Annotated in this window: 15 protein-coding genes; all 15 read left to right on the top strand. The window is 72.9% G+C overall.

The features are described 5' to 3' along the window. Positions 1-79: 79 nt before the first annotated feature. Positions 80-1189, top strand: a complete 1110-nt coding sequence (gene prfA, locus ACZLMO_RS02620) for a peptide chain release factor 1 (protein WP_425714537.1) — start codon at positions 80-82, stop codon at positions 1187-1189. Beyond that, on the top strand, positions 1186-2082 hold the full coding sequence (gene prmC, locus ACZLMO_RS02615) for a peptide chain release factor N(5)-glutamine methyltransferase (RefSeq protein WP_425714536.1): 897 nt from the start codon (positions 1186-1188) through the stop codon (positions 2080-2082). Before prfA ends, prmC begins: the two co-directional genes overlap by 4 nt. Then, complete coding sequence (locus ACZLMO_RS02610) at positions 2079-2849, top strand: L-threonylcarbamoyladenylate synthase (protein WP_425714535.1); 771 nt, start codon at positions 2079-2081, stop codon at positions 2847-2849. Before prmC ends, ACZLMO_RS02610 begins: the two co-directional genes overlap by 4 nt. Beyond that, complete coding sequence (locus ACZLMO_RS02605) at positions 2846-3958, top strand: MraY family glycosyltransferase (RefSeq protein ID WP_425714534.1); 1113 nt, start codon at positions 2846-2848, stop codon at positions 3956-3958. Before ACZLMO_RS02610 ends, ACZLMO_RS02605 begins: the two co-directional genes overlap by 4 nt. Next, complete coding sequence (locus ACZLMO_RS02600) at positions 3955-4557, top strand: hypothetical protein (RefSeq protein WP_425714533.1); 603 nt, start codon at positions 3955-3957, stop codon at positions 4555-4557. The genes ACZLMO_RS02605 and ACZLMO_RS02600 overlap by 4 nt, the downstream gene beginning before the upstream one ends. Before the next feature lie 173 nt (positions 4558-4730). Continuing rightward, on the top strand, positions 4731-5561 hold the full coding sequence (gene atpB, locus ACZLMO_RS02595) for a F0F1 ATP synthase subunit A (protein WP_463652773.1): 831 nt from the start codon (positions 4731-4733) through the stop codon (positions 5559-5561). Positions 5562-5640: 79 nt separating this feature from the next. Continuing rightward, positions 5641-5844: an ATP synthase F0 subunit C gene (gene atpE / locus ACZLMO_RS02590; protein ID WP_425707879.1), complete on the top strand. Its 204-nt coding sequence runs from the start codon at positions 5641-5643 to the stop codon at positions 5842-5844. Continuing rightward, positions 5844-6428 carry a F0F1 ATP synthase subunit B gene (locus tag ACZLMO_RS02585; protein WP_425714531.1) on the top strand — a complete coding sequence of 195 codons (585 nt, stop codon included), beginning with the start codon at positions 5844-5846 and terminating at the stop codon, positions 6426-6428. The genes atpE and ACZLMO_RS02585 overlap by 1 nt, the downstream gene beginning before the upstream one ends. A gap of 5 nt (positions 6429-6433) precedes the next feature. After that, the gene (locus tag ACZLMO_RS02580) at positions 6434-7246 is read left to right on the top strand and encodes a F0F1 ATP synthase subunit delta (protein ID WP_425714530.1); all 813 of its coding nucleotides are present in this window, start codon (positions 6434-6436) and stop codon (positions 7244-7246) included. A gap of 62 nt (positions 7247-7308) precedes the next feature. Further along, entirely contained in the window at positions 7309-8940 is a 1632-nt protein-coding gene (atpA, locus tag ACZLMO_RS02575) for a F0F1 ATP synthase subunit alpha (protein ID WP_425714529.1), read from the top strand. A gap of 3 nt (positions 8941-8943) precedes the next feature. After that, entirely contained in the window at positions 8944-9837 is an 894-nt protein-coding gene (locus tag ACZLMO_RS02570; RefSeq protein WP_425714528.1) for a F0F1 ATP synthase subunit gamma, read from the top strand. Between the two features lie 50 nt (positions 9838-9887). Continuing rightward, the gene (gene atpD / locus ACZLMO_RS02565; RefSeq protein WP_425714527.1) at positions 9888-11351 is read left to right on the top strand and encodes a F0F1 ATP synthase subunit beta; all 1464 of its coding nucleotides are present in this window, start codon (positions 9888-9890) and stop codon (positions 11349-11351) included. 1 nt (position 11352) lies between these two features. Further along, positions 11353-11667: a F0F1 ATP synthase subunit epsilon gene (locus ACZLMO_RS02560; protein WP_425714526.1), complete on the top strand. Its 315-nt coding sequence runs from the start codon at positions 11353-11355 to the stop codon at positions 11665-11667. Between the two features lie 6 nt (positions 11668-11673). Then, the gene (locus ACZLMO_RS02555; RefSeq protein WP_425714525.1) at positions 11674-12093 is read left to right on the top strand and encodes a DUF2550 family protein; all 420 of its coding nucleotides are present in this window, start codon (positions 11674-11676) and stop codon (positions 12091-12093) included. Between the two features lie 103 nt (positions 12094-12196). After that, a complete protein-coding gene (gene nucS / locus ACZLMO_RS02550; RefSeq protein ID WP_425714524.1) occupies positions 12197-12892 on the top strand; it encodes an endonuclease NucS in 696 nt (231 codons plus the stop codon). The last annotated feature ends 2 nt before the right edge of the window (positions 12893-12894 follow it).

The raw sequence follows: 12894 nt of genomic DNA, 5'->3' as shown, positions 1-12894 counted from the left end.
GCCCCACGGCGGCGTCACCACCGGCGCTCGTTCGTTCCCACCCACTTCTCGACGCGACCCAGGCCCACCGGGAGGCCCCATGAGCACCCCCGAGCTGGACGACGCCCTCGCACCGCTGCTCGCCGAGCACGCCGAGCTCGAGGTCGCGCTCGCGGACCCGGACGTCCACGCCGATGCCGGCCGGGCCCGCTCGCTGGCCCGCCGCTACGCCGAGCTCGGCCGCGTGTCCGCCGCCGCGGCTGCCGAGACCGCCGCTCGGGAGGACCTCGAGGCCGCGGCGGAGCTCGTCGAGCTGGCCGAGGGGGAGGACGCGGACCAGATGCGCGCCGAGCTCGGCGATCTCGGGTCCGTGCACGCCGCCGCCCTCGAGCGCCTGCGCGAGGTCCTGCTCCCGCGCGACCCGGACGACTCCCGCGACGTCATCCTCGAGATCAAGGCCGGCGAGGGCGGGGAGGAGTCCGCCCTGTTCGCCGGCGACCTGCTCCGGATGTACACGCGCTACGCCGAGCGACGCGGCTGGACCACCCAGGTCCTCTCCCTGACCGAGACCGGCCTCGGCGGGGTCAAGGACGTGGCCCTGTCCGTGCGCACCCGGGGCGACGTGGCACCCGAGGACGGTGCCTGGGCGAGCCTGAAGTACGAGGGCGGCGTCCACCGCGTCCAGCGCGTGCCCGTCACCGAGTCCGCGGGCCGCATCCATACCTCCGCCGTGGGCGTCCTCGCCCTCCCCGAGGTCGACGACCCCGGCGAGATCGAGATCGACGTCAGCGACCTGCGGATCGACGTCTACCGCTCGTCGGGGCCGGGCGGCCAGTCCGTCAACACGACCGACTCGGCCGTCCGCATCACGCACGAGCCCACCGGCATCGTCGTGTCGATGCAGGACGAGAAGTCCCAGCTCCAGAACCGCGAGGCCGCCATGCGCGTGCTGCGGGCCCGGCTGCTCGCCGAGCGCAACGCGAAGCTCGAGGCCGAGGCGGCCGACGCCCGCCGCTCCCAGGTGCGCACGGTCGACCGCTCCGAGCGGATCCGCACGTACAACTTCCCCGAGAACCGGATCGCCGACCACCGCACCGGGTTCAAGGCCTACAACCTCGACCAGGTGCTCGACGGCGAGCTCGGGCCCGTCCTCGCCTCCGCGGTCGAGGCCGACGAGGCCGCCCGCCTCGCCGACGCCGCCGGGTCGTGACCGCGCCGGCGCCCACGTGGCGCGCCGCGGTGCGGGCCGCCGCCGGGCTGCTCGCCGACGCCGGGGTGCCGAGCCCCGAGGTCGACGCCCGCCTGCTCGCCGAGCACGTCGCCGGCCGGTCCCCGCTGCTCATGGCGCCGGACCCGAGCGCGGACCAGCTCGGCGCGCTCGCGCACCTCGTCGAGCGCCGCGCCGGGCGCGAGCCGCTCCAGCACCTCACCGGCACGATGCACTTCCGCCGCCTCGAGCTCCACGCCGGTCCGGGCGCCTTCGTCGTCCGGCCCGAGACCGAGCTCGTCGCCGGCGCCGCGATCGAGGCCGCGCGAGCCGTCGCACGGAAGGGGCGCCGGCCCGTCGTCGTCGACCTGTGCACGGGCTCCGGCGCCATCGCGCTCGCCGTCGCCACCGAGGTGCCGACCGCGCAGGTCGCTGCCGTCGAGCTCTCCGCGGAGGCCCTCGCGATCGCCCGCCGCAACGTCGAGCGCCACGCGCCCGGGGTGCGGCTCGTGGCCGGCGACGCGCGCGACGCGCTCCCGGAGCTGGACGGCACGTGCGACGTCGTCGTGTCCAACCCGCCCTACGTGCCCGACGACGCCGTGCCCCGCGATCCCGAGGTCCGTGACCACGACCCGGCCCGCGCCCTGTACGGCGGGGGAGCGGACGGCCTCGACGTGCCCCGCGCGGTGCTCGCGCGGGCGGCGGCGCTGCTCGCGCCCGGCGGGGTCGTGGTCCTCGAGCACGCCGAGGAGCAGGGGGCGGCGCTGCGTGCCCACGCGGACGCGCTCGGGCTGTCCGACCCGCGCACCCACCGCGACCTCACCGGCCGGGAGCGCTTCCTCACGGCGGGGGCGCCCCTGCGCCCCGCCCGCGGCGTGGAACACTCGGCCTCGTGACCGTCTTCGACACGTCCTCCGCGCGCGAGCGCGCGGTCGGCCTCGACGCCGCCGTCTCCGCCCTCGGCCGTGGTGAGCTCGTCGTGCTGCCGACGGACACCGTGTACGGGGTCGGGGCGAACGCGTTCGACCCCGCCGCCGTCGAGGTCCTCCAGGCCGCCAAGGGCCGGGGCCGCGACAAGCCGCCGCCCGTCCTCGTCGGCGACCTCGCCGTCCTGCCCGCACTGACCACGGACCTGCCGCCCTCGGCGCACGCCCTGGCCGAGCGGTTCTGGCCCGGCGCGCTCACCCTCGTGTGCCGCGCGCAGCCGGCGCTGAGCTGGGACCTCGGGGACACCCGCGGGACCGTGGCGGTGCGGATGCCCGACCACGCCCTCGCCCGCGAGCTCCTCGGCCGGGCCGGCCCCACGGCGGTCTCCTCCGCGAACCGGACCGGCCGGCCGGCGCCGTCGACCTGCACGGACGCCCGCGAGCAGCTGGGGGAGTCCGTGGCCGTCTACCTCGACGGCGGGGCGGTCGGCGGCGGGCAGCCGTCGACGATCCTCGACCTGACGGGCGACCGGGTCCGGGTCCTCCGCCTCGGGGCGCTCTCCCTCGCCGAGCTCGCCGAGGTCGTGCCCGAGCTCGCCGAGGACGAGGCCTCCGGGCCGGACTCCCACGTGGGGGCGGACGCCTCCGGACAGGACGCCTCCGGGCCGGACGCCGGCGCGGGGCCCGACCCCTCCTCCGGGTCCGACACCGATGCGGGAGCGCCCGCCCCGGCATGAGGACCTACCTGCTCGTCGCAGCGCTGGCCGCCGTCGTCACGTACCTGCTCACGCCGGTCCTGCGCCGGCTCGCGGTCCGGATCGGCGCGCTGACGGCCGTGCGGGACCGGGACGTCCACGCGGTGCCCACGCCCCGGCTCGGCGGGCTCGCGATGCTCCTCGGCTTCGCCGCCGCGATGGTCCTCGCCTCGCGCATCCCCTACCTCGAGGCCGTGTTCGCCCAGTCCTCCCAGGCGTGGGGAGTGCTGCTCGGCGCCACCGTCATCTGCCTCATCGGCGTGGCCGACGACGTGTGGGACCTCGACTGGCTGACCAAGCTCGCGGGGCAGTTCCTCGCGGCCGGTCTCATGGCCTGGCAGGGCGTCCAGCTCATCACCTTCCCGATCTTCGGCCTCACCATCGGGTCCTCCGCGTTCTCGCTCATCGCGACGGTGCTCATCGTCGTCGTCGTGGTCAACGCCGTGAACTTCGTCGACGGGCTCGACGGGCTGGCGGCCGGGATGATCCTCATCGGCGCCTCGTCGTTCTTCCTCTTCACCTACCTGCTGGCGCGCGACGCCTCGCCCGGGAACTACGCCAACGTGGCCTCCGCGGTCCTCGCCGCGCTCGCCGGCGTCTGCCTCGGGTTCCTCCCGCACAACCTCCACCCGGCCCGCATCTTCATGGGCGACTCGGGCGCGATGTTCCTCGGCCTCGTGCTCTCCGGGGCGGCGATCATCGTCACCGGCCAGATCGACCCCGCCGCACTCTCGACGAGCCGGGCGCTGCCCGCGTTCGTGCCGATCCTCATCCCCGTCGCCGTTCTCGCGGTCCCGCTGATCGAGATCGTCACGTCGGTCGTGCGCCGGGTCGGCGCGGGACGCTCGCCCTTCGCCGCCGACGCCTCGCACATGCACCACCGGCTGCTCCGGCTCGGGCACAGCCACCGGGCCGCCGTCGGGATCCTCCACCTGTGGACCGCGGTGGTGTCCGGCACGGCGGTCTCGCTCGCCTTCTTCCAGCTCGAGCAGGTGGCGATCGGTGCCGGCGCGGCCGTGCTCGTCGCGCTCGTGCTCACCGCGCGCCTCCTGCCCACCTACCGCAAGCCCACCTCCCGGAGCTCCCAGTGACCGACCACGCCCCCCGCGACCCCGCGACGAACGACGACGCGCACGACGTCGACGCGCACGACGTCGACACCCCCGTCGCCGCGCACGCGCCCGACGTCCCCGACGACGCCCCCGGCGCCGACGTCCCCGACACCGACGAGCCGGGGGGCCCGCGCCGGGCCGACCCCAACGACCCGGCGCTGCCGCCCGAGCTGTTCACCGGCATCCTCAAGCGCCTCAGCCTCTTCCTTCTCGTCGTCGCCGTGGGGTCGATCGGGATCGGCATCCTCGTCGGCGGCTCGCGGGGGATGTGGGGCGGCGTCATCGGGACCGGGCTCGCGGCGATCTTCGCGGTGACCACCGTGGTCGCGGTGCGCGCGGCCGCCAAGCGCCCCCTCGACCTCATGGTCATCGCGGTCATGGGGTCGTGGCTGCTCAAGACCGTGCTCGTCATCCTCGTGCTGCTCGCGGTGCGCGACGCGGAATTCTTCCACCGCGGCGTCCTGTTCGGTTCGGCCGCCGTGGCCGTCCTCGGATCGGTCCTCATCGACTCCCACGCCGTGATGACGGCACGCATCCCCTACACCCAGCCGTACTCGCGGACCGCCGACCAGGACTGACGCCTGCGCCGGCGCGCAGCGCCCCCGAACGTGACCCGTGTCGCTCCACCAGGGGCGGGATCGGGGGTGGAGGGGCCGGGGCGATGGGTTAGTCTGACTGCCGTCGGCGCGCCCCGAGGAAGCACTCGGCAGGTCGCCGCCACGCCGCCCACCAGGAACCCGGGAGACGACCTGTGCTGAATGCGTTGACGAACGCCGCCACTGCCGCGCACGTCCGCATCGTCACCGCCGAGGGGGGCGAGGGCTGGCACGCCCCCGGGCTCACGGAGTTCTTCCCGGAGCCCTTCCTCTTCGAGGGCACGCCGTTCGCCATCAACCGGATCATGCTGGTCCGTTTCATCGCGGCGATCGCGGCCGTCCTCATCATCTGGCTCGGCACGCGCAAGCTCCGGCTCGTCCCGGGCCGCGGTCAGTCGATGATGGAGCTCGTCCAGGAGTTCGTGCGCCGCAACATCGCGTTCGACTCGCTGGGGGAGCGGCTCGGCCGGAAGTACACGCCGGTGCTCACGGTCATCTTCGTGTCCGTGCTCTTCTTCAACCTCACCGGCGTCATCCCGTTCCTCAACATCGCGGGCACGTCCGTCGTCGGCCTGCCGCTCACGCTCGCGATCATCGCCTGGATCGCGTTCATGTACGCGGGCATCAAGGAGCTGGGCGCGAAGAAGTACTTCGGCGGGCAGCTCTTCCCCGCCGGCGTGCCGAAGCCGATCTACGTGATCCTCACGCCGATCGAGTTCATCTCGACCTTCCTGCTGCGGCCGGTCACCCTCACCGTGCGTCTCCTGGCGAACATGATGTCCGGGCACATCCTGCTCGTGCTCTGCTTCTCGGCCACGCACTACTTCTTCTTCCAGGCCTCGGGCGCGCTCGCGGCGATGGGTGGCGTCACGCTGATCGCCGGCCTCGCGTTCACGCTCTTCGAGATCTTCATCGGGGCGCTGCAGGCGTACATCTTCACGCTGCTCGCCGCCGTGTACATCCAGCTCTCCGTGGCCGACCACTGATCCAGGCCGCGCGCCCGGCCCCGGCCGGCACCGACCCTTTCCCGACCGATCTCCACCCACACAAGTAAGGAACCACCACATGGACGGCTCGCTCTCCGCAGTTGGTTACGGCCTCGGCACCATCGGCCCCGGCATCGGCATCGGCTACCTCGTCGGCAAGACCCAGGAGGCCACCGCTCGTCAGCCCGAGGTCGCGGGCCGCCTGATGACCAACATGTTCATCGGCGCCGCCTTCGCCGAGGCGCTCGGTCTGCTCGGCCTCATCGCGGGCCTCATCTTCTGATGCCCGCCGGCGGCAACGTCGTCGCGGAGGTGAGGGACGGCATCGACCTCCTCATCCCCGCCTGGTACGACATCATCTGGTCGCTGGTGGTCGTCGCTGTCATCGCCTTCGCGGTCGTCCGCTGGGGCGTGCCGCGTCTCACCGGCATCCTCGACGAGCGCTCCGAGAAGATCGCCGAGGGCCTGCGCAAGGCGGAGGACGCCGAGGCCATGCTCGCGAACGCCGAGGAGTCCTCGGCCAGCGAGCTCGCCGAGGCGCGCCGCGAGGCCGCCGGGATCCGCGAGCGTGCGAACGCGCGCGGCAAGGAGATCGAGGCCGAGGCGCAGCGCAAGGCGCAGGACGAGGCCGAGCGCACGACCTCCGCGGCCGAGCGTCAGATCGAGGCCGAGCGCCGCCAGGCGGCGCAGAGCCTGCGCACCGACGTCGGCTCGCTCGCCGTCGAGCTCGCCTCCCGCATCGTGGGCGAGTCCCTCGCGGACTCCGCCGCGCAGTCGCGGGTGGTCGACCGGTTCCTCGACGACCTCGAGGCCCGCAGCTCGGCCGGCGCCACGCCCGGCACCACCCGCACCACCCAGGAGGGCTGACCCTCATGCGCGCCTCCAGCTCCGTCGCACTCGGGCAGGCCCAGGGCCGGTGGGACCCGGTCGTCCGGGAGGCCCACGACGCGTTCGACCTCGCGGGGTCGATCTTCGCGGTCGCGGACCTGCTCGCCGACAACACCGCGTTGCGCCGTGCCATGACCGACCCGTCCCGCTCCGGCGAGGACCGGGCCGCGCTCGCGTCGCGCATCGTCGGCGGGGCCGTCGACGGTCGCGTGAACGACCTCGTCGCGGGGCTGGCGCGCGACCGGTGGTCCGAGGACCTCGACATCGTCGAGGCTCTCGAGATCCTCGGCCAGGACACCGTCCTCGCGGCGGCGGAGCGCGGCGACGGGCTCGACGCGCTGGGCGCGGAGCTGCTCGACGTGCGCGGCGTGATCTCCGGCTCCCCGGAGCTCGAGGTCGCCCTCGCGGAGGAGTCGCGGGACCTGGCCGGTCGCCGGGAGCTGCTCGCGCGGGTCATGGGCGACCGCGTGTCGCCGCAGGCCCTGCTCATCGCGCAGCGGGCCGTCGGCTCGCGCCACGAGCGCACCGCTCTGACGGCGCTGGCCCACGCGGCCGAGCGCGCCGCGGAGCGTCGGGCACGGAAGGTCGCCCGCGTGACGGCGGCCGTGCCCCTGACGGGCGAGCAGCGGGACCGGCTGGTCGCCGTGCTCGCCGCTGAGCACGGCAGCGACATCGCCCTGCACGTCGACATCGACCCCGCGGTCATCGGTGGTCTGCGTGTCGAGGTCGGGCACACCGTCCTCGACGGCACCGTCCGCACGCGCCTCGACGAGGCCCGCCGGCGCATCGCCGGTTGATCGACCCCACGCACGAAGACAACCGGGACCGCACGGGACCGGACAAGGTGAGGAAACTTGAGATGGCAGAGCTGACGATCCGCCCCGACGAGATCCGGGCGGCGCTGGACAGCTTCGTGAGCTCCTACGAGCCGGGGGCCGCGAGCACGGACGAGATCGGCCACGTGATCTCCGCCGCCGACGGCATCGCGACCGTCGAGGGACTCCCGGGCGCGATGGCGAACGAGCTGCTCCGCTTCGAGGACGGCACGCTCGGCCTCGCGATGAACCTCGAGGAGCGCCACATCGGCGTCGTCGTGCTCGGTGAGTTCACCGGCATCGAGGAGGGCCAGGAGGTCCACCGCACGGGCGAGGTGCTCTCCGTGCCCGTCGGCGACGGCTACCTCGGCCGCGTGGTCGACCCGCTCGGCACGCCGATCGACGGCCTCGGCGAGATCGCCGACATCCAGGGCCGCCGCGCCCTCGAGCTCCAGGCCCCGGGCGTCATGGCCCGCAAGTCGGTCCACGAGCCGCTGCAGACCGGTCTCAAGGCGATCGACGCGATGATCCCGGTGGGGCGCGGCCAGCGTCAGCTCATCATCGGCGACCGCAAGACCGGCAAGACGGCCATCGCGCTCGACACCATCCTCAACCAGAAGGCCAACTGGGAGTCGGGGGACCCGAGCAAGCAGGTCCGCTGCGTCTACGTCGCCGTCGGCCAGAAGGGTTCGACGATCGCGGCCGTCCGCAAGACGCTCGAGGACGCCGGCGCGCTGGAGTACACGACGATCGTGGCCTCGCCCGCCTCCGACCCGGCCGGTTTCAAGTACATCGCCCCGTACACCGGCTCGGCCATCGGCCAGCACTGGATGTACGACGGCAAGCACGTCCTCATCGTGTTCGACGACCTGTCGAAGCAGGCCGAGGCCTACCGCGCCGTCTCCCTCCTCCTGCGCCGCCCGCCGGGCCGCGAGGCCTACCCGGGTGACGTCTTCTACCTGCACTCCCGGCTGCTCGAGCGCTGCGCCAAGCTGAACGACGAGCTCGGCGCCGGCTCGATGACGGGCCTGCCGATCATCGAGACGAAGGGCAACGACGTCTCGGCATACATCCCGACGAACGTCATCTCGATCACCGACGGCCAGATCTTCCTCCAGTCGGACCTGTTCAACGCGAACCAGCGTCCCGCCGTCGACGTCGGCATCTCCGTCTCGCGGGTCGGTGGCGACGCCCAGATCAAGGCGATGAAGAAGGTCGCGGGCACGCTGAAGATCACGCTGGCGCAGTACCGCGCGATGGCCTCCTTCGCGATGTTCGCCTCGGACCTCGACCCGACGACGCGCCGCCAGCTCACCCGGGGTGAGCGCCTCATGGAGCTGCTCAAGCAGCAGCAGTCCTCCCCGTACCCGGTCGAGGACCAGGTCGTCTCGATCTGGGCCGGCACCAACGGCTACCTCGACGACGTCGCGGTCGCGGACGTCTCCCGCTTCGAGTCCGAGATGCTCGACCACATGCGGTCGTCCACCCAGGTGCTCCAGTCGATCGTCTCGAGCGGGAAGCTCGAGGACGAGACGGTCGACGCCATGCGCGCCGGCATCGAGGAGTTCCGCTCCGGCTTCACCACCGGGGAGGGCAAGCTCCTCGAGGAGGTCGAGGGCGAGGAGGAGTCCGAGGCCGAGGTCGCGCAGGAGCAGATCGTCAAGGCCAAGGCCTGATCCATGGCGGGACAGCAGCGCGTCTACAAGCAGAAGATCCGGGCGACCCAGACGCTCAAGAAGGTCTTCCGCGCGATGGAGCTCATCGCGGCCTCGCGGATCGGCAGGGCCCGCGACGCCGCGCTCGGGTCCGACCCCTACACCCGGGCGCTCATCCGCGCGGTGTCGGCGGTCGCCTCGCACGCGGACCTCGACCACCCGCTGATCTCGGGCCGGCAGGACACGACCGACGTCGCGGTCCTCGTGGTCACCTCCGACCGCGGCATGGCCGGGGCCTACTCGGCGACGGTGCTGCGCGAGGCCGAGCGCCTCGTCGAGGACCTCGAGGCCGAGGGCAAGACCCCGCACGTGTACGTGTTCGGCCGCCGCGGCGAGAGCTACTTCAAGTTCCGCGGCCGTCCGATCGTGCGTACGTGGACGGGCGAGTCCGACAGCCCGTCCGTCGAGGTCTCCCAGGAGATCGCGCGGGCGCTGCTCGACGCCTACCGGGCGGAGCCCGGCGAGGGCGCCGTCAGCGAGGTGCACGTCGTCTACACCCGGTTCCAGTCGATGGTCACCCAGGTGGTCCAGCGGCGCCGGGTCCTCCCGCTCGAGGTCGTCGAGGGGGTGGCGGAGCCGGAGCACAAGGCGCTCCCGCTGTACGAGTTCGAGCCGAGCCCCGAGGACGTCCTCGACCAGCTGCTGCCCATGTACGTGTCCGACCGCATCCGGGCGCAGCTGCTCATGGCTGCCGCCTCCGAGCTGGCCTCCCGCCAGCGCGCCATGCACACCGCCACCGAGAACGCGGAGGACATCATCCGCGACTACACGCGTCTGGCGAACCAGGCGCGGCAGGGTGAGATCACCCAGGAGATCTCCGAGATCGTCTCGGGCGTCGACGCCCTGAGCAACGGCTGACCGCACCGACCACCGACCTTTACGAGCACCCGAGACCGAGGACACCACTCATGACCGCCACCCAGTCCGAGACGCCGCAGGCCACCGCCGCCGGCGTCGGCCGCATCGCCCGAGTGATCGGTGCCGTCGTCGACGTCGAGTTCCCGGCCGGCCAGATCCCCGAGGTCTACAACGCGCTGAAGACCACCCTCCAGCTGCCGGGGCAGGAGCAGGCCGCCGAGATCACGCTCGAGACCGCCCAGCACCTCGGCGACAACCTCGTGCGCGCCATCGCCCTCAAGCCGACGGACGGCCTCGTCCGCGGCGGCGAGGTGCGCGACACGGGCGCCCCGATCTCCGTGCCCGTCGGCGACGTGACCAAGGGCCACGTCTTCGACGTGACCGGCGAGCCGCTCAACCTCGCCGAGGGCGAGACCCTCGAGGTCACCGAGCGCTGGCCGATCCACCGCAAGCCCCCGCGGTTCGACGAGCTCGAGGGCTCGACCACGATGTTCGAGACCGGCATCAAGGTCATCGACCTCCTCACCCCCTACGTCCAGGGTGGAAAGATCGGCCTGTTCGGCGGCGCCGGCGTCGGCAAGACGGTCCTCATCCAGGAGATGATCCAGCGCGTCGCGCAGGACCACGGTGGTGTGTCGGTGTTCGCCGGTGTCGGCGAGCGCACCCGTGAGGGCAACGACCTCATCGAGGAGATGGACGACGCCGGGGTCTTCGACAAGACCGCCCTCGTGTTCGGCCAGATGGACGAGCCGCCGGGCACCCGCCTGCGCGTCGCCCTGTCCGCCCTGACGATGGCGGAGTACTTCCGCGACGTCCAGCAGCAGGAGGTGCTGCTGTTCATCGACAACATCTTCCGCTTCACGCAGGCGGGCTCCGAGGTCTCCACGCTGCTCGGCCGCGTCCCCTCGGCGGTGGGCTACCAGCCGAACCTCGCGGACGAGATGGGCCAGCTCCAGGAGCGCATCACCTCGACCCGCGGCCACTCGATCACCTCGCTGCAGGCGATCTACGTGCCCGCCGACGACTACACCGACCCGGCGCCGGCCACGACGTTCGCGCACCTCGACGCGACGACCGAGCTCTCGCGCGACATCGCCTCGCGCGGTCTCTACCCGGCCGTGGACCCGCTGACCTCGACCTCGCGCATCCTCGCGCCGGAGTTCGTGGGCCAGGAGCACTACGAGGTCGCCACCCGCGTGAAGTCGATCCTGCAGAAGAACAAGGAGCTGCAGGACATCATCGCGATCCTCGGCGTCGACGAGCTCTCCGAGGAGGACAAGGTCACGGTGGCCCGCGCGCGCCGGATCGAGCAGTACCTCTCGCAGAACACCTACACCGCCATCAAGTTCACCGGTGTCGAGGGCTCCACGGTGCCGGTCGCCGAGACCGTCGAGGCGTTCAAGCGCATCGCGGACGGCCAGTACGACCACGTGCCGGAGCAGGCGTTCTTCAACATCGGCGGGATCGAGGACCTCGAGCGCGCATGGTCCAAGATCCAGGCCGACGAGCGCTGACGTGGCGGGCAACGGATCGCTGACGGTCGACGTCGTCTCCCCGACCGGGGTGCTCTGGTCGGGCGAGGCGTCCTCGGTCGTGGTGCCCGCCGCGGCCGGCGAGCTCGGCGTGCTGCCGGGCCGCGAGCCCGTCCTCGCCGTGCTCACGCAGGGGACGGCCCGCGTGACGTCCGGCGGGTCCACGGTCAGCCTCGACGTCCACGGCGGTTTCGTGTCGGTCGACGACGACGTGGTGACGGTGGTCGTGTCCGACGCCTCGACCGGCGCCGGGTCGCTCTCGGTCGAGGGCGCCGCGGACGACTCGACACTCGCCTAGGTCGCGATGCCGCGCACCGGATGGTTGGTGGTCCTCGGGATCCTCGCCGTCCTCGTGCTGTGCGCGGCCGTGGCGTGCGCGGTGCTGTGGCGCGCGCTGCGTCTCTACCGCAGGGGCGGCACCGTCGAGTGCCGCCTGCGCGTGGGGGAGGACCGCTGGCGCCGCGGGCTCGCACAGCTCGGGGCGCGTCAGCTCCTCTGGTACCAGTTGGCGTCCCTCTCGCCCGGACCGCGGCTGCGGATGGAGCGCTCGGCGCTCGAGCTGCTCGGGCACGACCGGCGGCCGCCGGACCCCGGTGGCCGCGCGGTGGTCGAGACCCGGCTCTCGGACGGGCGGGTGACCGCCGAGCTGCGCATGGCGCCGTCGGCGATGCAGGGTCTCATCGGGTGGAGCGAGGGCGCCCCGCCCCGGGTCCGCGAGACCTGAGCCGCACTCTCGAACGGTCGGTGGGGTGCGGGGCGCGTGATCCGCACCGCCCGTCCCAGCCGCTGCTCCCTGCGCCGCGGGGCCCGGGGTAGCGTGGCTCGCTGTGCGTACCGTCTTCGCCCGCTGCTCCGTCGACTACTCGGGACGGCTCGCGGCGCACCTGCCGCTGGCCCCGCGCCTCATCATGGTCAAGGCCGACGGCTCGGTCCTCGTCCATTCCGACGGCGGCAGCTACAAGCCGCTCAACTGGATGACCGCGCCGTGCACCCTCAAGGAGCGTGAGCCCGACGAGGCGGAGGCCGCCGACGGCACCGCCCTCGTGTGGGAGGTCAGCGCCGCCAAGACGGACGACCGGCTCGTCGTGCGTCTCCATGAGGTCATCTCGGACACGAGCGTCGAGCTCGGCGTCGACCCGGGCCTGGTCAAGGACGGCGTCGAGTCCCATCTCCAGGCGCTCCTCGCCGAGCAGGTCGAGCTCCTCGGCGACGGTCACCGGCTCGTGCGGCGCGAGCACCCCACGCCCATCGGCCCCGTCGACCTCCTCGTGCGCGACCCGGCCGGCGCCGCCGTGGCGGTGGAGATCAAGCGCGTGGGCGGGATCGACGGCGTCGAGCAGCTCACCCGCTACCTCGAGCTCCTCGGCCGGGACCCGCTGCTGAGCCCGATCTCCGGGGTGTTCGCGGCGCAGCAGATCAAGCCGCAGGCCCGCACGTTGGCCGAGGACCGGGGGATCCGGTGCCTCGTCCTCGACTACGACGCGATGCGCGGGGTCGACGACGTCGACTCGCGCCTGTTCTAGGG

This window comes from Georgenia sp. G2120 (assembly GCF_055326485.1).
This window is presented reverse-complemented; position numbering and strand designations above follow the sequence as displayed.

Coding starts and splice junctions, on each gene's coding strand:
- prfA (WP_425714537.1), top strand. CDS start 80: ATGAGCACCCCCGAGCTGGACGACGCCCTCGCACCGCTGCTCGCCGAG.
- ACZLMO_RS02605 (WP_425714534.1), top strand. CDS start 2,846: ATGAGGACCTACCTGCTCGTCGCAGCGCTGGCCGCCGTCGTCACGTAC.
- atpE (WP_425707879.1), top strand. CDS start 5,641: ATGGACGGCTCGCTCTCCGCAGTTGGTTACGGCCTCGGCACCATCGGC.
- ACZLMO_RS02585 (WP_425714531.1), top strand. CDS start 5,844: ATGCCCGCCGGCGGCAACGTCGTCGCGGAGGTGAGGGACGGCATCGAC.
- ACZLMO_RS02580 (WP_425714530.1), top strand. CDS start 6,434: ATGCGCGCCTCCAGCTCCGTCGCACTCGGGCAGGCCCAGGGCCGGTGG.
- atpA (WP_425714529.1), top strand. CDS start 7,309: ATGGCAGAGCTGACGATCCGCCCCGACGAGATCCGGGCGGCGCTGGAC.
- ACZLMO_RS02570 (WP_425714528.1), top strand. CDS start 8,944: ATGGCGGGACAGCAGCGCGTCTACAAGCAGAAGATCCGGGCGACCCAG.
- atpD (WP_425714527.1), top strand. CDS start 9,888: ATGACCGCCACCCAGTCCGAGACGCCGCAGGCCACCGCCGCCGGCGTC.
- ACZLMO_RS02555 (WP_425714525.1), top strand. CDS start 11,674: ATGCCGCGCACCGGATGGTTGGTGGTCCTCGGGATCCTCGCCGTCCTC.